At 37.3% G+C, this 21,310-nt stretch carries 21 protein-coding genes; 17 read left to right on the forward strand and 4 right to left on the reverse strand.

Annotated elements, in window-relative coordinates; all coding sequences use genetic code 11:
• The first annotated feature begins 3 nt into the window (after nucleotides 1–3).
• The 13 genes from B2R82_RS10700 (at nucleotide 4) to B2R82_RS10760 (ending at nucleotide 13,983) form a co-directional block, all read left to right on the forward strand.
• Entirely contained in the window at nucleotides 4–1,620 is a 1,617-nt protein-coding gene (locus B2R82_RS10700; protein ID WP_286924841.1) for an ABC transporter substrate-binding protein, read from the forward strand.
• A gap of 224 nt (nucleotides 1,621–1,844) precedes the next feature.
• Complete coding sequence (locus B2R82_RS10705; RefSeq protein ID WP_286924842.1) at nucleotides 1,845–2,849, forward strand: ABC transporter permease; 1,005 nt, start codon at nucleotides 1,845–1,847, stop codon at nucleotides 2,847–2,849.
• A 12-nt stretch (nucleotides 2,850–2,861) separates the two neighbouring features.
• Nucleotides 2,862–3,758, forward strand: coding sequence for a nickel transporter permease (gene nikC, locus B2R82_RS10710; protein WP_286924843.1), 897 nt, complete (start codon nucleotides 2,862–2,864; stop codon nucleotides 3,756–3,758).
• A 285-nt stretch (nucleotides 3,759–4,043) separates the two neighbouring features.
• Entirely contained in the window at nucleotides 4,044–4,661 is a 618-nt protein-coding gene (locus B2R82_RS10715; RefSeq protein ID WP_286924844.1) for a TerD family protein, read from the forward strand.
• 25 nt (nucleotides 4,662–4,686) lie between these two features.
• Nucleotides 4,687–5,268 carry a TerD family protein gene (locus B2R82_RS10720; protein WP_286924845.1) on the forward strand — a complete coding sequence of 194 codons (582 nt, stop codon included), beginning with the start codon at nucleotides 4,687–4,689 and terminating at the stop codon, nucleotides 5,266–5,268.
• A gap of 35 nt (nucleotides 5,269–5,303) precedes the next feature.
• On the forward strand, nucleotides 5,304–5,879 hold the full coding sequence (locus B2R82_RS10725; RefSeq protein WP_286924846.1) for a TerD family protein: 576 nt from the start codon (nucleotides 5,304–5,306) through the stop codon (nucleotides 5,877–5,879).
• 29 nt (nucleotides 5,880–5,908) lie between these two features.
• Nucleotides 5,909–6,655, forward strand: coding sequence for a TerC family protein (locus B2R82_RS10730; RefSeq protein WP_286924847.1), 747 nt, complete (start codon nucleotides 5,909–5,911; stop codon nucleotides 6,653–6,655).
• A gap of 85 nt (nucleotides 6,656–6,740) precedes the next feature.
• Complete coding sequence (locus tag B2R82_RS10735; protein WP_286924848.1) at nucleotides 6,741–7,934, forward strand: HpcH/HpaI aldolase/citrate lyase family protein; 1,194 nt, start codon at nucleotides 6,741–6,743, stop codon at nucleotides 7,932–7,934.
• Nucleotides 7,915–9,276 (forward strand): phosphoribosyltransferase family protein, encoded by a 1,362-nt coding sequence (locus tag B2R82_RS10740; protein ID WP_286924849.1) that lies wholly within the window; start codon nucleotides 7,915–7,917, stop codon nucleotides 9,274–9,276. The genes B2R82_RS10735 and B2R82_RS10740 overlap by 20 nt, the downstream gene beginning before the upstream one ends.
• Nucleotides 9,273–10,373 (forward strand): cysteine protease StiP family protein, encoded by a 1,101-nt coding sequence (locus B2R82_RS10745; protein WP_286924850.1) that lies wholly within the window; start codon nucleotides 9,273–9,275, stop codon nucleotides 10,371–10,373. The genes B2R82_RS10740 and B2R82_RS10745 overlap by 4 nt, the downstream gene beginning before the upstream one ends.
• 11 nt (nucleotides 10,374–10,384) lie before the next feature.
• The gene (locus tag B2R82_RS10750) at nucleotides 10,385–11,197 is read left to right on the forward strand and encodes an HAD family hydrolase (RefSeq protein ID WP_286924851.1); all 813 of its coding nucleotides are present in this window, start codon (nucleotides 10,385–10,387) and stop codon (nucleotides 11,195–11,197) included.
• Nucleotides 11,198–11,294: 97 nt separating this feature from the next.
• Nucleotides 11,295–12,926 carry a YceG family protein gene (locus B2R82_RS10755; protein WP_286924852.1) on the forward strand — a complete coding sequence of 544 codons (1,632 nt, stop codon included), beginning with the start codon at nucleotides 11,295–11,297 and terminating at the stop codon, nucleotides 12,924–12,926.
• Between the two features lie 22 nt (nucleotides 12,927–12,948).
• Nucleotides 12,949–13,983, forward strand: coding sequence for a toxic anion resistance protein (locus B2R82_RS10760; RefSeq protein ID WP_286924853.1), 1,035 nt, complete (start codon nucleotides 12,949–12,951; stop codon nucleotides 13,981–13,983).
• Nucleotides 13,984–14,136: 153 nt separating this feature from the next.
• On the opposite strand, the gene B2R82_RS10765 is transcribed toward B2R82_RS10760, so the two are convergent.
• From B2R82_RS10765 to B2R82_RS10775, 3 genes are all read right to left on the reverse strand, one after another.
• Nucleotides 14,137–14,769 (reverse strand): TerD family protein, encoded by a 633-nt coding sequence (locus B2R82_RS10765; RefSeq protein WP_283869591.1) that lies wholly within the window; start codon nucleotides 14,767–14,769, stop codon nucleotides 14,137–14,139.
• A 134-nt stretch (nucleotides 14,770–14,903) separates the two neighbouring features.
• Nucleotides 14,904–15,992: an FUSC family protein gene (locus tag B2R82_RS10770; RefSeq protein ID WP_283869590.1), complete on the reverse strand. Its 1,089-nt coding sequence runs from the start codon at nucleotides 15,990–15,992 to the stop codon at nucleotides 14,904–14,906.
• Nucleotides 15,993–16,134: 142 nt separating this feature from the next.
• On the reverse strand, nucleotides 16,135–17,421 hold the full coding sequence (locus tag B2R82_RS10775; protein ID WP_286924854.1) for a glutamate-1-semialdehyde 2,1-aminomutase: 1,287 nt from the start codon (nucleotides 17,419–17,421) through the stop codon (nucleotides 16,135–16,137).
• Nucleotides 17,422–17,551: 130 nt separating this feature from the next.
• On the opposite strand from B2R82_RS10775, the gene bcp reads away from it, so the two are divergent.
• The 3 genes from bcp (at nucleotide 17,552) to perR (ending at nucleotide 19,672) form a co-directional block, all read left to right on the forward strand.
• Complete coding sequence (gene bcp, locus B2R82_RS10780) at nucleotides 17,552–18,028, forward strand: thioredoxin-dependent thiol peroxidase (RefSeq protein ID WP_286924855.1); 477 nt, start codon at nucleotides 17,552–17,554, stop codon at nucleotides 18,026–18,028.
• Entirely contained in the window at nucleotides 18,025–18,969 is a 945-nt protein-coding gene (locus B2R82_RS10785; RefSeq protein WP_286924856.1) for a D-2-hydroxyacid dehydrogenase, read from the forward strand. The genes bcp and B2R82_RS10785 overlap by 4 nt, the downstream gene beginning before the upstream one ends.
• Before the next feature lie 259 nt (nucleotides 18,970–19,228).
• Nucleotides 19,229–19,672 carry a peroxide-responsive transcriptional repressor PerR gene (gene perR, locus B2R82_RS10790; RefSeq protein ID WP_286924857.1) on the forward strand — a complete coding sequence of 148 codons (444 nt, stop codon included), beginning with the start codon at nucleotides 19,229–19,231 and terminating at the stop codon, nucleotides 19,670–19,672.
• A gap of 23 nt (nucleotides 19,673–19,695) precedes the next feature.
• Here perR and B2R82_RS10795 read toward each other — a convergent pair whose 3' ends face one another.
• Nucleotides 19,696–20,046: a YgzB family protein gene (locus B2R82_RS10795; RefSeq protein ID WP_054772457.1), complete on the reverse strand. Its 351-nt coding sequence runs from the start codon at nucleotides 20,044–20,046 to the stop codon at nucleotides 19,696–19,698.
• 147 nt (nucleotides 20,047–20,193) lie between these two features.
• On the opposite strand from B2R82_RS10795, the gene B2R82_RS10800 reads away from it, so the two are divergent.
• On the forward strand, nucleotides 20,194–21,078 hold the full coding sequence (locus tag B2R82_RS10800) for a nucleotidyltransferase-like protein (protein WP_283869585.1): 885 nt from the start codon (nucleotides 20,194–20,196) through the stop codon (nucleotides 21,076–21,078).
• The last annotated feature ends 232 nt before the right edge of the window (nucleotides 21,079–21,310 follow it).

The raw sequence follows: 21,310 nt of genomic DNA on the forward strand, positions 1-21,310 counted from the left end.
TTAATGAAGAAAAAAAAGCTATGGACTTTGGGTGTAATGTTTATCCTTGTTCTCTCGACAATCTTAGCTGCTTGTGGTGGCTCTGATACTAAGGATACGGGTAGTAAGGATACTTCAACTGGTGGCGATAAAGCTAACAGCGGCGAACCAAAAATATTAGTCTATGGTCGTGGTGGAGATTCTGTAGCACTAGACCCTGCTGTTGTCACAGACGGTGAATCCTTTACAGTTACAGCTAATATATATGAGACTTTAGTTAACTTTGGTGAAAAAGATGTAACGATTCAACCAGGTTTGGCAAAATCATGGGAGCCGTCAGAGGATGGATTAACTTATACATTCCAACTACAAGAGGGTGTAAAATTCCATGATGGCACAGATTTCAACGCAGAGGCAGTTGTCAAAAATATTGAACGTTGGAAATCAAGCAATGATAAATATCCATATTTTAAAACCCAATTTGTCGTTGGTGACAAGCAAATTATAGAATCTGCTACTGCTGAGGGTGACTATACGGTTGTTCTTAAGTTAAGCCAACCACAAGCACCATTCCTGAAAAATTTAGCGATGTCTCCATTTGCAATTGCTTCACCGAAAGCTTTTGAAGCTGATGAAGAGGGATTATCAACAAATCCTGTAGGAACAGGTCCATTCAAGTTTGTTAGCTGGGAACGTAATGCTTCCATAACGATTGAGAAAAACCCAGATTACTATATTGATGGCTATCCAAAATTAGATAAAGTTATTTATCGTTCTATACCAGAAAACACTGCACGATTAACTGAATTAACGAGTGGCAACATTGATGTAGCTGATGGCTTAAGTCCATCTGATAAAGGAACAATCGAAGGAGATGCCAACTTACAGCTAATTGAACGTCCTTCTATGAACGTTGGGTATTTAGGTTTAACAGTTACTCGACCTCCATTTGATAATGTAAAGGTGCGTCAGGCAGTAAACTATGCTATTGATAAACAAGCACTAGTGGATGCATTTTATGAAGGGTTAGCGGAGCCAGCGAAGAACCCAATGCCACCAGTAATTTCTGGTTATAACGATGAGGTTAAAGGTTATACGTATGATCCTGAAAAAGCGAAGGCATTACTTGCTGAAGCAGGCTATGATGGCAAAGAGATTGAGCTATGGGCAATGCCAGTACCACGACCATACATGCCAGATGGTCAAAAGGTTGCAGAAGCGATTCAAAAGAACTTAGAAGATGTAGGCATTAAATCTAAAATTGTGTCATATGAATGGGCTACTTATTTAGATAAAGCTGAAAAAGGTGAAGCAGATGCATTCTTACTTGGCTGGACAGGTGATAATGGAGATGCGGATAACTTCCTATATTCATTATTAGACGGCGATAATATCCATTCTAATAACTATACATTCTATGACAACAAAGAATTACACAAGCTATTAACAGCTGCTCAAACTGAAATTGATGAGGATAAGCGTAATGAATTGTATAAGCAGGCTCAAGTTATTATTTCTGAGGATGCTCCATGGGTTCCTCTTGCTCACTCTATTCCAATTTTAGCTGCTAACAAGAAAGTTACAAATTATATTGCGCACCCTACTGGCTCTGACCGTTTAGATGCAGTAGATATTCAATAGTAAAGTTCATTTTTTAATTGAAAAAAGGGATGTAAAGAATCTGCTTGCTTTTCTGCGGGTAAGCCGTGGAATTCTCGCAGATTCTTTTCTAGTAAAAGAAAATTATATTCTCCTGTATGAAAGATCTCATCTAAACATTTAAAGCCGTTTGGTGAAGGCTCAACCTTTCAACAGTATATAAAGACTTCAAAGTAGATTATGAAAATCATAGAGAGGTGATGAAAATGCTTCACTATATGGGGAGACGATTCCTTCAACTAATCCCAGTTTTGCTTGGAATGACTTTTATCGTCTTTATGTTGATACGTGCAATACCTGGTAATCCAGCACAAGTTATTTTAGGACAACAGGCAACAAAAGAGGCGGTCGAGGCATTAAACGCAAGTTTAGGATTAGATAAACCTTGGTATACACAATATTTTAGTTATTTGTCAGGTATTTTCCAGGGAGATCTGGGGGTTTCCTTACGTACTAAATTACCTGTATCAGAAGAAATTTTTCCATACTTGGCAGCAACAGCTGAGCTTGCACTTTTTGCCATGATTATTGCTATCATTATTGGTGTGAATGCTGGCATTATTTCTGCATGGTTCCAAAATTCTTGGTTCGACTATATTGCAATGATAGTGGCATTAGTTGGTGTATCTGTACCAGTATTCTGGCTAGGTTTAATGGAGCAATGGGCATTTAGTAGTAAGCTTGGCTGGTTGCCTACTTCTGGTCGAGAGGATGTTCGAAACCCAATAGCCGCCATAACCCATTTCTATTTACTTGATACCCTTATTCAAGGACGCTTTGATCAATTCATTGAAGTCATAAAGAGATTAATATTACCAGGAGTAGCACTTGCGACCATTCCGATGGCTATTATTGCAAGAATCACAAGGTCTTCTATGCTAGAAGTAATGCGCTCGGATTATGTACGTACAGCAAGAGCGAAAGGCCAAAAAATGTTTATTGTTGTTTATAAGCATGCACTAAAGAATGCTGTAATTCCTGTGTTAACGGTAATTGGTCTACAAACAGGATTACTCCTAGGTGGTGCCATACTAACAGAGACTATTTTTAGTTGGCCAGGAATTGGTCGTTATATTTATGATGCGATTGGCTTCAGGGATTATCCTGTTATTCAATCAGGTATTCTAATCGTTGCATTTATTTTCATCATGATTAACTTAATTGTGGATTTGCTGTATACAGTGATTGATCCGCGTATTAAATACAAATAGAAGGGAGCTGCAATGATGACTGGAGCAATGGATATCAAAAAAGAAGCAGTACCAACTCGAGAACGTGCGGTAGGTCCGTGGCTCGAAGGCTGGCGGAGCTTTAAAAAGAGTAAAGTCTCCCTTATAGGAGCAGGAATTGTTCTATTTTTTATTTTACTTGCTATAGTTGGCCCCTACCTTGCACCACAGGGCATCAATGAACAAAATTTTGCGAAGCGCTTATTAGCACCATCCAGTGAACATTGGTTTGGAACGGATGATTTTGGACGAGATATTTTTTCTAGAATCATTCATGGTGCACGGATTTCGTTATGGGTAGGCTTTTTCTCGGTTATTTTATCTGTAATCGTTGGTAGTTTACTTGGTATTATTGCAGGCTATTATGGAAAATGGATTGATACGATTATTTCACGTATTTTTGATATTATGCTAGCTTTCCCTAGTATGCTGTTAGCGATTGCAGTAGTGTCGGTGCTAGGCCCATCTTTACAAAATGCATTAATTGCCATAGCAATAATTAACATTCCGAATTTTGGTCGTTTAATTCGCTCTAAAGTATTGAGTGTCAAGGAAGAGGAGTATATTGTAGCGGCTAAAGCAATTGGCATGCGTGATACACGAATTTTATTTTCTCATATTTTACCGAATTCCATAACACCAATAATTGTACAAGGAACACTAGCTATTGCGACAGCCATTATTGAAGCGGCGGCATTAGGTTTCCTTGGACTAGGAGCTCAAGCACCAGCACCCGAATGGGGAAAAATGCTAGCTGATGCTCGGAAGTTTTTAATAAATGCTCCATGGACAATGATATTCCCAGGTCTAGCTATTATGTTAACAGTTCTTGGCTTTAACCTAATGGGTGATGGACTGCGTGATGCACTTGATCCAAAAATGAAAAGCTAGTATATGCTCATTAGCCTTCTACAAGTTAGAAGGTTTTTTTAACTGCATTAAAAGAAACTCATTTACAGTGAAAACATCATGATTATGAAGATTTCTCGAAAATAAGGCTCATATTGGCATCGACATTTTGGAGCCATTAATTGAATTTTTTGTAATGTTATTTTAGACTTATTATAATGGTGAAAAACGACAATCTTTTATGAAATATATAAAGATTCGACTTTACATTATTTCTTTACATATAATCTTTTAATTGGCAACACATAGTTTAGGAGGGTGATTAAATTGGGAATTAATTTGCAAAAAGGGCAACGGGTCGATTTAACAAAAGGGAATGCTGGTTTAAATAAAATCAAAGTAGGTTTAGGCTGGGACCCTGTAAGTCAAGAAAAAAGCGGCGGTTTATTTGGAGGCTTATTTTCAAGTAGAAATAGCGGCAGTGGAAGAAACATCGACTGTGATGCCTCCGTATTAATGCTACAAAATGATAAGGTTGTTGCGGGAGACGATGTTGTTTATTTTGGAAAATTAACAAGTAATTGTGGTTCAATTCGACACTCAGGGGATAATTTAACGGGGGATGGCGATGGTGATGATGAAGTTATTACAATTGAGCTGTCGTCTGTACCGTCTCAATATAACAAGCTGGTGTTTATTGTAAACATCTATGATGCAGCAGGCCGTAATCAACACTTTGGCATGATTCAAAATGCATATATTCGTGTGTATGATGACAGGACAGGTAGTGAGCTAATTCGCTATAATTTAACTGATAACTATTCGAACTTAACGACGCTTGTCTGTGGTGAAATTTACCGCCATAACAATGATTGGAAATTTGCTGCAGTTGGAACAGGAACAAATGACGTGAAACTTGGCGACGTTGTTCGAAGATATCAATAAATAATTAACTAGGAGGAGAAAGATAATGGGTATTTCATTACAAAAAGGTCAAAAGGTAGATTTAACAAAAACAAATCCAGGATTAACAAATGTAATTGTTGGTTTAGGCTGGGATACAAATAAATATGACGGTGGACATGATTTCGATTTAGACTCATCTGTATTTTTACTTGCAGATACAGGCAAAGTAGCAGATCAAAATGATTTTATTTTCTACAATAATACAACAGGTGGCAACGGCTCTGTTGAACATTCCGGGGATAATTTAACTGGCGATGGTGACGGTGACGATGAAGTGGTAAAAGTTGCATTAACACAAGTACCTGCACATGTACAACGACTAGCATTTACTGTAACAATCCATGATGCAGAGGCACGCAGTCAAAACTTTGGTATGGTTTCTAATGCCTATATTCGTATTGTCAATGCTGCTTCCAACGAAGAAATTATTCGTTATGATTTAGGTGAGGATTTCAGTATTGAAACAGCAGTCGTAGTAGGGGAATTATACCGCCATAACGGAGAATGGAAATTTAATGCGATTGGTGCCGGTTACCAAGGTGGCTTAGCTGCACTATGTAATGACTATGGCTTGAGTGTAAACTAAAAAATTTCAACTTTGAACGGAAAGGGAGATTTTCAATGGCTATTCAATTAAGCAAAGGACAACGTATTGATTTAACAAAACAAGATCCAGGCCTAAACAGTATTGGAATCGGCTTAGGCTGGGATGTAAAGCAATTTGATGGTGGACAAGACTTTGACCTTGATGCATCTGTATTTTTACTAGATGCGTCAGGTAAATGCCGTAATGAACAAGACTTTATCTTTTACAATAATTTAACGAGCCCAGATCAATCTGTTGTGCATACTGGTGATAACCGTACAGGAGAAGGTGATGGGGATGATGAAAAGGTTCTTGTAAACTTAAAGCAAGTGTCTCCACAAATTGAAAAGATTGTTGTGACGGTTACAATCTATGACGCGGAGGGCCGTCATCAAAACTTCGGTCAGGTTCTGAATGCCTATGTTCGTTTAACGAATGAAGAGTCAGGGGCAGAAGTATTGCGTTATGATTTAGGTGAAGATTTCAGCATTGAAACTGCCGTTGTTTTTTGTGAGCTTTACCGCCATAATGGTGAGTGGAAGTTTGCCGCAGTAGGCTCAGGCTATCAGGGTGGCTTAGCAGCATTAGTTAATGCATATGGCCTACAATAATTTGGATAGGTAAAGACGGAGGATCTTTTTTGGACGTTTTCAACGAGATATTAAATACATATGCACAGTTTTTTAACTGGCACATGTGGGGACAGGTTTTAACAGATCCAGTATCATGGGGCCTAATTTTTTCATTGATTATTATGGAAGGTCTATTGTCTGCAGACAATGCGTTAGTTTTAGCTGTTCTTGTTAAACATCTTCCAAAGCATCAGCGAAAAAAAGCGTTAATGTATGGGATGTTTGGAGCGTATTTCTTCAGATTTCTCTTCATCGGTATTGGTGTTTACCTCGTGAAGTTCTCCATCGTTAAAGTAATTGGTGCGACTTATTTAATGTGGTTAGTCATACTACATTTTAAAAATAAGAGCGATGATGAAGGAGAAGCACATGAGTTTAAAAAGACGGGTTGGATGGTTCGCGTTTTTGGAACGTTCTGGGCGACTGTTATTTCAGTTGAATTAATGGATGTTGCCTTTTCAGTAGACTCTATACTAGCAGCGTTTGCGATATCAGATCAAGTTTGGGTACTATTATTAGGTGGAGTTTTAGGGATTATTATGATGCGTACTATCGCTGGAGTATTCCTATCATTGATAGAGCGAGTACCTGAGCTTGAAACAACTGCCTATATTTTGATTGCGATTATTGCTCTGAAAATGTTCGCAAGTATTTTTGGATTCCATCTTTCGCATGAATTATTCTTTATTATTTTAATTGCTGCATTCTTGCTGACATTTGTTGTACACAAGATGAATAAGAAAACAGCCGTGTAAACAAGGCACTGTATTGGTCTGTAGGGAACAGGCTGATACAGTGCTTTTTTCACAGAAGGTATGCTATTACTGGGGAGAGGATTAAATGCAACACTTTGCAACAGAAGCAGAGACGATTTTTTATAAGAAGCCACAGCCCTTTACCAAATTGGATACGCCAGATATTCTGTCATATGCCTTAGGTGCGACTTTGTATATGCCAGCTTCCATGCCTAATATTGTGGGTTTGATTCAATCGCAAAAATATAAAGAGCTTACATCACTTGTCATTGACTTAGAGGATGCAGTAGGAGATACAGAATTACTAGATTGTGAAGCAAAATTGATGGAGGATATTAGTGAGTTATATGAGCTATATAACCAAAAACAATTGCAATTACAAGATCTACCACTCCTGTTTATTCGTGTACGTCATGTAGAACAATTTAATTATTTAATAACTTCATTAGGGAAGAAACAGGAAATATTAACTGGTTATGTATTTCCAAAATTTACGGTAGCACAAGGAGCCCGGTATTTTGAGTTACTTGAACAAACCATTTTGGAACATCATTTAACCTTATATGGTATGCCAATTTTAGAAAGTCGTGAGGTATTATATAAGGAATCTCGTATGGAGGCATTATTAAGCATTAAAGAAGTTCTACATCAATACAGGGAACGCGTATTAAATGTGCGTATTGGTGCAACTGATTTTTGTGGTATATACGGAATTCGCCGCCGTATGGACTCGACTATTTATGATATCAGTGTGATTAGAGATTGTATAGCAGATATAGTCAATGTCTTAGGTCGTGAGGAAGATGGTTTTGTTATTTCTGGGCCTGTCTGGGAGTATTTTAGTAATCAACGTGTATTAAAGCCTGCATTAAGAGTGACGCCATTTAGTGAAAAAGGTGCGCTTGATACAAGGAAAGCATTGTTAGACGATTGTTTAGATGGATTAATGAAGGAAGTTTTAATGGATAAACAAAACGGCATTATGGGTAAAACGGTCATTCACCCTAGTCATGTCCGTGTCGTGCATGCACTTTATGCGATTTCGTATGAGGAGTATTTAGATGCATTGAGCATTGTAGAAAATAGTGATGGTCACAAAGGTGTTATGAAAAGTCACTATGCTAATAAAATGAATGAAATCAAACCACATATGAGATGGGCGCAACGAATCTTAAAACAAGCACATGTCTATGGCGTCTATCACGAGTCTTTAGATTTTGCCTCACTGTTATTAAATTCTGAAATAGGTGGTAGTGTTTATGCAGCAACAAATGAGTAAACTAAGCATTTTGCCAAATTATACAATTGATATTGAAGTCACTCATAATCCTCATAATTTTGCATTGACAGATTTATTTAAAATGGCAGCACGTATTAATAAGAAGAGACAGTTTTTGTTTGTGAGCACTGTACTTGGCAAGCATTTAGCTGTTCGTCCCCAAGTCCCATTACTGACTGGAACCCTTCTAGCCTGTATGTATAATCAGCATCTTACTGGTCAAACTGTGCTTGCTATGCCATCTGTTGTAAAAGCATTAAAAGATTGTACAGAGTTGGATGGAATTCAGGATTCAACGGAGGGTTCCATACCACTGTCTGAGGAAACATTGTTTATTGGATTTGCTGAGACAGCCACTGCACTTGGACATGCTGTATTTAATGCATTCCAAACAAATGCCATGTATATCCATACCACACGTGAAGTACTGCCAGATTTTGAACCATTTGTTACATTTGAGGAAGAGCATTCCCATGCGACAAGCCATAGGATTTATACAGAAGAGCCTGATGTTTTACTGCAAGCTAAACGTATTGTGTTAATTGATGACGAGATTACTACTGGTAATACGGTTATTAACATTATTCAAACACTGAGACAGAAGTTTCCGCTTGTTAGGCAGTATGCTGTACTATCTATTTTAGATTGGCGTTCAGAACAGCAACAAAAGGTGTTTCAGCAATTAGAAAAGCAATGGGGGATCTCTATTGAGTTCATCGCCATTATGTGTGGTCAATTTAGCTGTGAGGGAGCACCAAATTTAACAAGCGAGCAACCTAAAATAACAACATGTGCCCCACAGGACATCACACTAATACCAATCAAAGAATCTCTTGATTGCAAATTCTATCGTTCTATTGCAGGGAATGGTCTTGTAAACAATCAGCCTTATATACTAGCGACAGGAAGATTTATGCTAACATCCAAACTGCATATCCAGCAAAAGAAAATGCTACAGGCAATCGCCGAGCAATTAAAAGAGCTACGAACGGGTGGACCAGCACTTGTTATCGGAACAGGGGAATTTATGTATGTCCCTATGCAAATTGCCTCTTATTTAGGGGAAAATGTTTATTTTCAATCGTCGACCCGTAGTCCAATTTATTGTACAGATGAACTAGACTATACGATTACAGAAAAAATAGTCTTTGAAAGCCCAGAGAACAATGGGGTTGAAAATTATTTATATAATATACAAAACCGGCCATATTCGGAACTTTTCATTATTGTGGAACGTATAGCAAATAAAGAGATAATTGCCCGCTTGGTAGAGGCATTACAATCCATCAGTAGCGCAAAAATAAATGTGATTTCTATGCATGAAGTGGAGGTAGAACGATGATATCGACTATACAGCCAGATAAAATGGGGAGCTATGCACCAGAGGATGTTATGTTTTTATTGCGTGATATTAGTAATGTTTTTCTTGAAATGGATAATGAAAAACGTGAACAACTTATTCAAACGGGCACGCATTATTCTGAAATGCTACCAATGGAATATCAACCATCTAAAACATATATGGATCTATTTTATAAAACTTTAGATACTTACGCTGAAAGAATAGCAATAGCTGTTGGTGTGGTAGCAGAGCAAATCATCCAAAATAGAGGGCTAGATAATTTAATTCTTGTTAGCTTAGCAAGAGCAGGTACACCAATTGGCATTTTAATTAAACGGTATATACAAATGCGCTATAAGGTGAATGTACCACATTACTCAATATCTATTTTGCGTGGTCGTGGCTTTGATGAAACAGCAATTCGTTACATGTTGGCACAACATCCTCAAGGTTGTCTTCAATTTATTGATGGTTGGACGGGTAAGGGTGCTATTACCAAAGAATTACTACATTCCTGTCAAAAGTTTAATACACAACATCAAGTACAATTGAATGCCAATTTAGCCGTTTTGGCAGATCCAGGGCATTGTGCCGCCATTTATGGAACTCGTGAAGATTTTTTAATTCCATCTGCTTGTTTAAATTCGACGGTGTCTGGATTGGTGAGTAGAACAGTATTAAATCTACAGTTTATGGATGAGGAAGACTTTCATGGTGCAAAATACTACAAAGAATTAGAGAAGATGGATGTGTCAAACTTGTACATAGAACGCATTGTCACATGCTTTGATAATGTGCAGAGTGAGATTATACGGCAACTTCAAGAGCTGCCCAACTCCGCAATAACTTGGGAGGGCATGAAATCCGTGCAAAGGATTCAGCAGGATTTTGATATTGATAATATTCATTTTATCAAACCTGGTGTTGGAGAAACGACAAGAGTGTTACTAAGACGAATCCCCTGGAAAATCCTAGTTAATCCACAGTACATTCATGAGCTGGAACACATTTTATTATTAGCTCGTGAAAAAAATGTATTGGTAGAAGAATATTCGGATATGTCCTATGCATGTTGCGGCTTAATAAAAGAATTGTAGAGGAGAATAAGATGATACTATTTACATCAGATTTAGATAGAACACTTATTTATTCTAAACGTATGATGGAGATGTTTCCGCCAAATACAGAGACAATGGTAGTTGAGCGGAAGGCTGATAAAGACATGAGCATGATGACAAAGGCAACAGCAGCTTTATTGCAGGAGGTGCATCACCAAACACTATTTGTACCTGTTACGACAAGAGCATTGCATGAATATCAGAGAATACATTTTATTAATGACTTGTGCCCTACTTTTGCAATTACAAGCAATGGGGGTACAATATTAGAAAAAGGTCAGCCATATGACAAATGGACGAAAACATTATGTAGCCGAATTGAAGAATCCTCCATTCCACGAGAGGATATGTTAAAACTATTTCAAACAATCAAATCCGATACATGGCTACAACGTTCTTTCTATATAGATGATCTTTTTTATGTACATCATGTGGATAATGATGTTTTACGCCAAGATGAATTAAATGCAATAATTCAAGAGTTTGACGCTCATGGCTGGTACGTTCTTCTACAAGGTAAAAAATTGTATTTTATGCCCAAGGTACTGACAAAGGAAGCGGCTATAGATTATATGAAGGAATTTTGTACATACGATGTGCATATAGCAGCAGGCGATTCTATTATGGATTACGGAATGCTATCCATAGCTGATTTAGCATTTACACCGAATCATGGAGATTTAAAGGATAAACAGCCAAATGTTCTACCAAATACAACCTACTCAATTCATAATGGTGAAGCATTTACAAAAGATTTGCTAGAAGCCGTTTTACAAATTGCCACACAACAAACGGTAGTTTAGTTTTAAATACTTATTTGCTGTCATAGGTAAGACTATTCTATGACAAATGAATTCTTAAGCCTATGCTAAAGGATGATTTTTTAGGAGGTGCGTTTGTATGCAAACAATCACAATTCAATCAGTGTTGGAGCGAAATCCTGATGATTGGCTACAGGCGTTTCAAGATTCACCAAAGAATCGTGCATTTTATGAGGAAACATCACAACAAATAACTTTTAGCCGAATTGCAGTACGTGTATTAGGAGTGCCAATTGAAGAGGATGATTATTTCAATTCATTATTTACCATGTCACAAACCCAAAGTATTCATATTTTAAGTGAAGAATTAAATAAAAATATTGAACAAAAAGACTTTCAGGCCATACAAACGATTCTAGAACAACATCAGCAAACACCTAAAGGGCTGTCTATTAATCGATTAGTTGCAATGATGTATGGGTATCAATTAATACCTAAGCATGATGATAGTGTAATGAACCGACATTTACAGCTAGCAACCATTAAAATTGTCGAACTTTTTCAGCAACAACAATCTTTAGGTCTACTTGCGAATGAATTTCGCCGTTTTTTAATTGATATGGTGAAGTGGTTAAAAAACCATTGGATTCAATGGACACAGGCAATGAAGCCGACAGATGATTTTCCTAAGGTTGTGTGGTATGGGGAGACGACTGTTAGTCAGCGTTATTTTCTATTATTGCTAATGGAGCTAGGTTGTGACGTATTAATTTTTCATCCAGCTAAAATAGATGAATTTGCAGAGATCGATCCTACAGATTCTTTTTCAATCAGTTACTCGTATGCAAGTGAAACAACTTTACAGCCATTTCCTGACAAGCTTCGTGATCGTCAGGCAACTGTAGGCTATCGTTCGAGTCAGCATTTTGAACAATTAATGCATGATCAGCAATCAGGAGTTTTTAAGCCTTGGCAATTTAAAGATCTTATGCCACGCTCCTTAACACTAAGAATGACCTATGATGATATTTTTATTTATGCGAAAGAAAAGGCCATGGTCCGACCGAAATTTGAAGTTATTGGGGATGAGATAATCATTCCAGTAATATTTGCAAAAATTAGTGGAGTGTCGAGCCAACGTGAAGAATACTGGCATTATATGCATCAATTACTGGCTAGTCCGCAAACCGTTTTTGTGCAGGTGTTCCCTTATTCAAAAACGAGCAAGGCAAACTTCCATTTTCACTATAAACATTGCTTAGTAAATGGGGAGCTGTCAGTAGAGCGCATTATGCAAAGTGATTGGTGGCAATACGGGGAATTACCATTGGAGCTACAGCGTGCAATTTCTTATACGATAAAAGCTTCATGTGAGCAACCCATGTTAAAACAACAATCAAATGAGACTTTATATGATTTACAGTTATTTTTATTTAAACAGATGACGATGATTCCTCAGGATATACTGCGATTACTACAAAACTTTGACTACTCTCAAGAGGTACCAAAACTTGTATTATATCAAGCGCCACAGCAGCCAGCTTTATCACGTGAGGACATTGCATTACTAGCGTTTTTAAATCGCTTTGGTATGGATATTGTATTTTATAACCCGACAGGCAAACTAGATTTAGAAAGGCACTTACTAGAGGATTCATATGATGTACACCGTTTAGAGCATATGCTATTTGACTTGCCTTATGAAGAACCAAAGCAGCAAAAATCTGCACCAGATAAAATCATTAAAAAGCTCTTTAATCGTTTTTTCTGATGACAGGAAGGAGGCGGCACGAATGTCAAATAACCCTACGACAATTGAACAATTGACAGTGGAAACAGCAGAAGCCGTCAAACAACAATTATGGGGAAATACAGAGGTACAGCAAATTGCCAATAAGATTAATATAAAAAATCAGCAGGACTTAATGGAGTTGGGCAGAGAGCCAGCTACAAAATTAGCAAAATTCGCAGATCAAATTTTAGACTTAATCACCCAATCAGCATCCTATGAGTCAAATGAATTATTTAAGCAGCTTGAAGCCTTAATGTTGACATTTGATAAAAAAGATTTTGCTGAGCAAAAGGGCTTCTTCAAGAAACTATTTGCACGTAAAGCGAAAAGTAATGATGATTTATTTGCGAAATACAATGTACTCAGTAGAGATATTGAAAAAATTCATTATCAATTTGTGCTTATGGAGGAGGAATTAGCAAAAGATAATCGAGTCCTGGCACGGTTATATAATGAGGATTTGATGTTTTATCTGGAGCTAGAAAAATATATTGTTGCAGCAGATATGAAATTACATGAAGTACAAACAACCCTAATACCTATGTATGAGAAACAGGGTGAGGCGGGTAATCAAGTGGCAAAAATGGAGCTCAATCGTTTGCAAGCAATTGCCGAGTTGCTTCAACAGAAAATAGATGAGTTAGAGAAATCACGTATGGTTGCCATTTTAACAGCCCCGCAAATTGAGATGCTGCGCAATGGAAATAGTGAATTGATGGAACAAATAAATGGTGCTTTTGTTAAGACCATCCCTGTATTCAAAATGGGGATACTGAATGCAGTGAATGAAAGGCGGCAGCAATTACAGAGTCAGTCAGCATTAGCTTTTGAAAACCGTGTCAAGCAATTTGGAGGAGCCAGTAATGAAGCAGTTCAATTGAGCACTGCTCTAGCTCAGCAATCTGAAACAACACAAACACTTGAGGAAATTTGGGATACAATTATAGAGGGTATTACTAATTATCGTAAGCTTCATGGAGAATTAACAGCACAGCGTAAGGTATCAGAGACACAGCTGATGGCATTAAGAACGTGAGCCTTTAAAAGCTGACATCATTTAAAAAGAGATGATGTCAGCTTTTTTTATCTTCATTTCAATTAACGGTTGCTAAGAGACTCCAATTTACAGGCAACTATGAATGCATTCTAAGATTGCTTAATATGTATAGGTTGAGCCCTTAGCATCGGCTTATTTTCTACCTGAACGCCATGATAGTCCCCAATTGTAGGCTTTGTCCATATCTTGATGTCCCTTAAAATATTCAACAAGTCGTTCAACTTTAAATGTTTCATTGTTCACATTTTCAATCATAGCTATTGCACACATATTTTTACCATTACGATGTTCACTTAAACGAACTTCAATGCTAGGACCTGTTCCGTAGTTGATTGTCGCAATCCCATCGGCTTCAGCCCAATTTGCTACACCCTCATAGATAAATGTATAAACTAGCACTCGCTTAATGTCTCTTACCTTGTTTCCATTAATGCGTAAATTCTCACCGCTGCTTGACATGCCAGTGCGATCATCACCATCTAGCTCAATAAAAGGGGCAGAATGCAAACTACCAAAAGCATTACCAAGAGCCTGAACACAACTTTTACTACCATCTGTCATTTCATATAAGCATCCTAAATCTAAATCAATCCCTCCTTTAGAATTGGTGCCGAATAAAGAAGATAAAAAGCCACCTGAATTTCTCTCAGTTCTCTGATTCCAGTTTAAATTGACTAAAATTTCACCAATCTCTTGATTTTGTGATTTTGTTAAGTTAACGAATTGACCTTTTTTAGTTAATTCAATTTTACTTAAATTGACCATGTATTGAACCGCCCCTTATTTTTACATTTACTTTTATTGTATCAAATTTTAAAAATATTTACAGATTTATGTAAAATATCAAAAACGACAAATTGATATTAGTCAATTTGTCGTAAAATTACCTATTTCATTTGTTATATAAACTCATCTTCTAGCTCCACATTAATCTCATGCCCATGATAGCTTTGATAGGACACAATAAGCGTATCCAAATGCTCTAAGTTTTCTTCGTAGTCTAGTATACGGGATAAAATATAAAGTAGGTGATAGCTCGAAAACTCCGTATCGCCTTCCTCATGTGCATAGGTTATTTGTTTGATAAAAATTTCCATCAGTTCATTACGTTGAATATAGTCGATGTTTTTACTCCACTCAGAATGCTCGGGCTTTAACTTTCCTGTATATTTTAATAGCAGCTGTTCATGATACGTAAGTAAAAAGTCCAGTCGCTCCTGAATCATTAAGTGAAATTGTGTTGGTAGCTGGGCCAATTCGTTTTCATGATTATGCAAACGTTGCAGCAATTCTAAACTTTTTTTAGATGTTAAAATCATTTGACGATAGACCACTAGCTTACGCACTTTAACATACTTTTTATGTTTGAGGTAATTGCGTTCTTCCTTATAGAAATCATACAATGTATCAACTCTTAACATACGGTTTTTAAATTTACTTAATGCTCCCTTTGTAGATGTATGTTCAGAAGCCTGACGGACAGCAAGTCGTGTCCATCGAATAATATCGTCTTGTAAAAAGTAAATCTTACGGAAAAGCTTTACCTCATACTTTGGAGGTAAAAAGACTAGGTTAACAACAAAGGCCGCTAACACCCCAACTAATATGGTAATAAAGCGAAAAAGACCGAACGTCAGGAAGTCATCTCCTTGAATTTCCATTATGGCAACAACTGTTACGAGCGCTAGTGACAATGATTTTTCAAGTTTAAATTTCAACATTATACCGATGGCAGTGATAACTGCAATGCCAACAGCTACTACATGGTGACCAAAAAGCAAGCCAAAAATGACTGCGATGGTAGCTCCTATAATATTTGCTTGTACTTGCTCAACAATTGTTTGATAGGATCGATAAATCGATGGCTGAATGGCAAAAATCGCTGCAATTCCAGCAAAAACTGGAGAAGAGAGATTTAGCAACTCCGCAATAAAGAGTGCTAGCACGATGGCAACACCAGTTTTGAATACACGGGCACCTAATTTCATAGAAAATCTGGATGTCCTTTCTGTCTAAAATTTTTAAGCTTCTTTACATTATAGAAGGAAGTGCTCATAAAATACATAAATTTGTATGCTGACATAAGAAAAAGACGACTCCTACTAGCGAGTCGTCTTTGTATTGTGATGTTTAAAGTTGTGAAAATGCATAGTCTACCGCTTTAATTGTTTCCAAAATATCTGCTTCAGTATGTTCAGTTGTTAAGAACCATGCTTCATATTTCGATGGAGCTAGATTGATGCCTTGATTAAGCATTAATTTGAAGAAGCGACCGAAGATTTCTCCGTCAGCGTTTTCTGCTTGCTCATAGTTTTCTACTTTCACATCTGTAAAGTAAATAGTCAGTGCCCCTTTAAGACGATTTAATGTAATTGTTACTCCATGCTTTTTAGCTGCGGCTAAAATACCATTTTCTAAAATTCCACCTAGTCTATCCATTTCATCGTAAATCCCTGGTGTTTGTAGCACTTCTAGGCAGGCGATACCAGCTTGCATCGATGCAGGGTTTCCGGCCATAGTACCTGCTTGGTAGGCTGGGCCAAGAGGAGCGACTGTATCCATAATTTCTTTACGACCACCGTATGCGCCGATTGGCAAACCACCACCAATAACTTTCCCAAGTGCTGTTAGATCAGGTGTTAGTCCAAGTAAGTTTTGAGCACCACCATAATGGAAGCGGAATGCTGTGATAACCTCATCGTAAATCGTTAATGCTCCTTTTTCTTTTGCAGTAGCATGCACTAGCTCTAGGAAGCCCGGTTTTGGCTCAACAATACCAAAGTTCCCTACGATTGGTTCGATTAAGATAGCGGCAATTTGTTCGCCCCATTTATCCATTGCTTCGGTAAAGGCATCAGGATTATTAAAAGGTACAGTAATTACTTCCTCAGCAGTAGAAGTTGTTACGCCTGCTGAGTCTGGTGTTCCTAATGTAGCAGGACCTGAACCAGCGGCTACTAATACTAAATCGAAGTGGCCGTGATAGCAACCTGCAAATTTCATTATTTTCGTACGACCAGTATAGGCACGTGCAACGCGAATAGTTGTCATTACAGCTTCTGTACCAGAGTTATTAAAACGCACTTTATCCATAGACGGTATTGCTTCTTTTAACATTTTTGCAAAAGTAACCTCGTATTCCGTTGGGGTTCCAAACAACGTACCATTTTCAGCGGCATGGGTAATAGCCTTCGCAATATGTGGGTGACCGTGTCCAGTTACGATAGGTCCGTATGCCGCTAGATAGTCAATATAACGATTGCCGTCAACATCCCAGAAGTAAGCTCCTTTCCCACGAGCCATTGCTACAGGCGAGCCTCCGCCCACTGCTTTATAAGAACGAGAAGGGCTATTTACACCACCAACGATATGCTGTAGCGCTTCCGTGTGTATTGCTTCAGATTTTGTATGATTCATATGATTGCCTCCTATGTCTTTATACGTACTCTATTGTAGACCTATCAGTACCAGAAATCCAAAGAAATTAAGGGAAATGACTTGTTTTATCACTTGGAGTAAAATAGAACCTACAGAGGAGGAGATTATTGTGACTTTAATAGAAGGAAAAAAAGCGCCAGATTTTTCTCTTATAAATGAAAAAGGAGAGACGGTAAGGTTAGCAGATTTCAGAGGACAAAATGTAATAGTCTATTTTTATCCTAAAGATATGACACCAGGATGCACAACTGAGGCATGTGATTTCCGTGATAAGCATGAGGATTTTAGCCAACTAAATGCAGTTGTGCTAGGTATCAGTCCTGACGATGCAAAAAAGCATACCAAATTTATAGATAAGCATGGACTACCATTCTCCCTTCTTGTGGATGAGGATCATGCAGTTGCGGAGGCATATGGCGTATGGGGGTTGAAGAAGATGTATGGACGTGAGTATATGGGAATAGAACGTTCAACATTTTTAATTGATACAGAGGGGAATCTTATGAAGGCTTGGCGCAAGGTACGCGTGAAAAATCACATTGAAGAGGTATATACCTATTTAGCAGAATGGGAGGCGACAAAATGAGAATTTATTTTACATTTGAACCAAGACCTGATTTACGTGATCCGTTAGTAGCAGAGTTTCCACACGTAGATTTTATTTTTGAGACTGGCTTATCCATCGATGAGTTGCAAAGAGCAGATGTACTTGTTACATATGGTGAGGATTTAAATAATGAAAATATGAATTACGCAACAAACCTGAAGTGGATTTTTGTAGCCTCGGCTGGAATTGAAAAAATGCCTGCTCAAGCTATTATGGAACGAAATATCTTAGTTTCAAATGTGCGAGGTATTCATAAAACGCCAATGGCAGAATCGATGCTTGCTCATATTTTAGCTATTAAACGTGCGCTACCATGGATATATGAGCAGCAGAAGAAGAGTGAATGGTCAAAAAAAGCAAAGCAATCTGAATTACGAGACAGTACAGCTCTTATTCTAGGACCTGGCGCTATTGGCTCAGAGGTAGGGCGTTTATTACAGGCTTTTGGTGTAACAACAATTGGCTGTAACCGTTCTGGGAAAGAAGCTGCTTATATGAATAACATGGTGTGTTTCGATCAATTAATGGAAGCTTTGCCTAAGGCTGATATCGTCATTTCTGTATTACCTAAAACGGATGAGACAACGTATCTCTTAAAACTAGAGCATTTTAAAGCAATGAAAAGTAATGCGATCTTTATGAATTTTGGTCGTGGCAACTTAGTAGAGGAAGATACTTTAATTCAAGCCATTCAGGCAGGTGAAATTGGCTATGCTGTTTTAGACGTATTTGAGCAAGAGCCTTTAGCGGCAGATCATCCATTATGGTCCTTACCGAATGTTATCGTATCTCCACATATTTCAAGCCATTCTTCACGATATGTTGAACGCAGCTTAGAAATTTTTAAACCAAGTTTAGAAAAATGGTTACGGGGTGAGAAGGATTTAGAAAATGTGATGGATTTATCAAGAGGCTATTAACTCAAGTAAGAATTTATCAACAAAGCTTGGGTGACATTTACAATAGAAAGTGTTAATTGAGATTTAGGTTATATAAGAAAGCTTCTTGCTGAACGACCATTAACTTAGAAAGTAGAAACAGCTACCATTCAGGATGGAGAAATTACATTGAAAAATGTTGTTGATTTAGAAGGTGTATGATTGACAGAACTAGGCCTAGTTCGCTACACTAATTATAACAATTATAAATTAAGAATATTTATGGAAGAGGTGCATGGCGATGTCTGCAACGCATTTACAGGATGCCCTTGACACGTTAAAAACAACTGGTGTACGTATTACTCCTCAGCGTCATGCTATTTTGGAATATTTAATACAATCAATGGCACATCCAACTGCCGATGAAATTTATAAAGCACTTGAAGGAAGATTTCCAAATATGAGTGTAGCAACTGTTTATAATAACCTTCGTGTATTTCGTGAGGTTGGTTTAGTGAAAGAACTTACCTATGGTGACGCTTCGAGCCGCTTTGATTTCGTTACAAACGATCATTATCACATGATTTGTGAATGCTGTGGAAAAATAGTCGACTTCCATTATCCTGGTCTCGATGAAATCGAACATTTTGCATCACAAGTAACAGGCTTTGATGTGCATTCGCATCGTTTAGAGATATACGGCACTTGTCCATCATGTAAAGGTGTATCTACAAAAGTGCAATAAAAAAATCCTAGCTCTTAAATGGGCTAGGATTTTTTTGTCCTATTATAAGATTGGTCAAATTCTTTTCCTTCTAAAGTTGGATCTAATGTTAATGGCTCATTACAGTACATACACATATCTACACGACCTAAAACTTTTGTGTGTTTATGGCAATTAGGACATTCTACTTGAACTGCTCGAGTTGAAAGAAGTCCAATCCAAGCATATACAACTGTACTGCCGATGATGCACAGAACACCGAGAGTCATAAAAATTAAGACGAGAATAGGATTGTTTTTAAAGAAAATTCCTCCATACATAACGATAAAGCCAATAAAAATAAGAGCTAATGCAAAGGAACGAATTTTATTAATTTTATTTTTATAAGGTTTCATATAATATCTTGCCTCCCAATCTAAAATCTACTATAACATATAAGAACAAAGTATTTTAGCTTTGAGAACATGGAAAGAAGGAATACTTTTAGAGTATGTCGAATTTTTAACGAAATAAAAGGCTACAAATAAATAGGGGGGCTGAACATGGAGCAAGTTTTGCGTCCAATATATCAGGAACGCGCGAGTCAGTCGAATACATTAGGTGTTATTTTAGTAGAAAAGCGTGATGAACAAAGTAATGTTACAGATACATTTGATACAGTCTTACTTATTATTGTAAAGGAAGCGGAAAAGCCAGTCTTTACGAAACATTACTTATATGAAGGAAATAAAGTAGCTTTACATACTGTTACTGAAAAGCTAATACGAAAATGGCTACTAATTGGTTCAAATAGAAAAGTGGTTGATTGGATTTTCTTTGGCAGGGTATTGTTTGATCGAAATGAGTTTCTTCATAAATTGAAAATTGAATTACAGGAGTTCCCGTTTAGTGGACGAAAGATTAAAACAGGCATTCAATTTTCCAAGTTAATTCGACGTTATTTAGAAGGCAAAGAATATTTTGATAAGGGAAGCTACTTAGATGCTTATAATCATGTTGTAGATTCGTTACATCATCTGGGGCGTTTGTCCATTATCGATAGCGGGCTTTATCCTGAAGTAACTGTTTGGGCACAAGTGAGAAAAATTGAGCCAGCGATTTATAAATTATATGAAGAGCTTGTTTCGAGTAATGAACCGATAGAAAAACGCTTAGAGCTATTGTTTTTAGCAAGTGAATTTTTGATACACTCTCGTACTAGAGACGGTGCCCAGCATATATTAGAAGTAATGGAATCTAAAGAGACTTGGACCATCCAAGAGTTGCATGATCATCATGAGCTAGTGAATTACTCGGTTGATTTAGAGGTGTTTGTTGAATATCTGGTGGACAAAGGCTATATTCTTGTCGAACCAATCGCTGCAAAAAGTGAAATGATATTCCATCGACATTACAAAGTGAATAAAGAGGCTCTGGAAATGGAGTAAGGACTTGTAGTATGCTAGTAATCGAGGTATATATTAATACCTCGATATTTTTTTATAAAAAGTATTGACGTCTAATATAATGATATTGTATTATATTAATTGTCGCTAAGACATAACAAAACTTGATAGCTTCAAGAAAACTTTTTTAAAAAGTGATTGACAGAGATTGAGTGTGATGTTAATATAAAGAAGTCGCTGAAAAAAACGACTAAATAATGAACCTTGAAAACTG

This window comes from Lysinibacillus sp. UBA6686, assembly GCF_002455205.1.
GTDB lineage: Bacteria > Bacillota > Bacilli > Bacillales_A > Planococcaceae > Lysinibacillus > Lysinibacillus pakistanensis.

Coding starts and splice junctions, on each gene's coding strand:
- B2R82_RS10700 (WP_286924841.1), top strand. CDS start 4: ATGAAGAAAAAAAAGCTATGGACTTTGGGTGTAATGTTTATCCTTGTT.
- B2R82_RS10705 (WP_286924842.1), top strand. CDS start 1,845: ATGCTTCACTATATGGGGAGACGATTCCTTCAACTAATCCCAGTTTTG.
- nikC (WP_286924843.1), top strand. CDS start 2,862: ATGATGACTGGAGCAATGGATATCAAAAAAGAAGCAGTACCAACTCGA.
- B2R82_RS10720 (WP_286924845.1), top strand. CDS start 4,687: ATGGGTATTTCATTACAAAAAGGTCAAAAGGTAGATTTAACAAAAACA.
- B2R82_RS10725 (WP_286924846.1), top strand. CDS start 5,304: ATGGCTATTCAATTAAGCAAAGGACAACGTATTGATTTAACAAAACAA.
- B2R82_RS10735 (WP_286924848.1), top strand. CDS start 6,741: ATGCAACACTTTGCAACAGAAGCAGAGACGATTTTTTATAAGAAGCCA.
- B2R82_RS10740 (WP_286924849.1), top strand. CDS start 7,915: ATGCAGCAACAAATGAGTAAACTAAGCATTTTGCCAAATTATACAATT.
- B2R82_RS10745 (WP_286924850.1), top strand. CDS start 9,273: ATGATATCGACTATACAGCCAGATAAAATGGGGAGCTATGCACCAGAG.
- B2R82_RS10750 (WP_286924851.1), top strand. CDS start 10,385: ATGATACTATTTACATCAGATTTAGATAGAACACTTATTTATTCTAAA.
- B2R82_RS10755 (WP_286924852.1), top strand. CDS start 11,295: ATGCAAACAATCACAATTCAATCAGTGTTGGAGCGAAATCCTGATGAT.
- B2R82_RS10760 (WP_286924853.1), top strand. CDS start 12,949: ATGTCAAATAACCCTACGACAATTGAACAATTGACAGTGGAAACAGCA.
- B2R82_RS10765 (WP_283869591.1), bottom strand. CDS start 14,769: ATGGTCAATTTAAGTAAAATTGAATTAACTAAAAAAGGTCAATTCGTT.
- B2R82_RS10770 (WP_283869590.1), bottom strand. CDS start 15,992: ATGAAATTAGGTGCCCGTGTATTCAAAACTGGTGTTGCCATCGTGCTA.
- B2R82_RS10775 (WP_286924854.1), bottom strand. CDS start 17,421: ATGAATCATACAAAATCTGAAGCAATACACACGGAAGCGCTACAGCAT.
- B2R82_RS10785 (WP_286924856.1), top strand. CDS start 18,025: ATGAGAATTTATTTTACATTTGAACCAAGACCTGATTTACGTGATCCG.
- perR (WP_286924857.1), top strand. CDS start 19,229: ATGTCTGCAACGCATTTACAGGATGCCCTTGACACGTTAAAAACAACT.
- B2R82_RS10795 (WP_054772457.1), bottom strand. CDS start 20,046: ATGAAACCTTATAAAAATAAAATTAATAAAATTCGTTCCTTTGCATTA.
- B2R82_RS10800 (WP_283869585.1), top strand. CDS start 20,194: ATGGAGCAAGTTTTGCGTCCAATATATCAGGAACGCGCGAGTCAGTCG.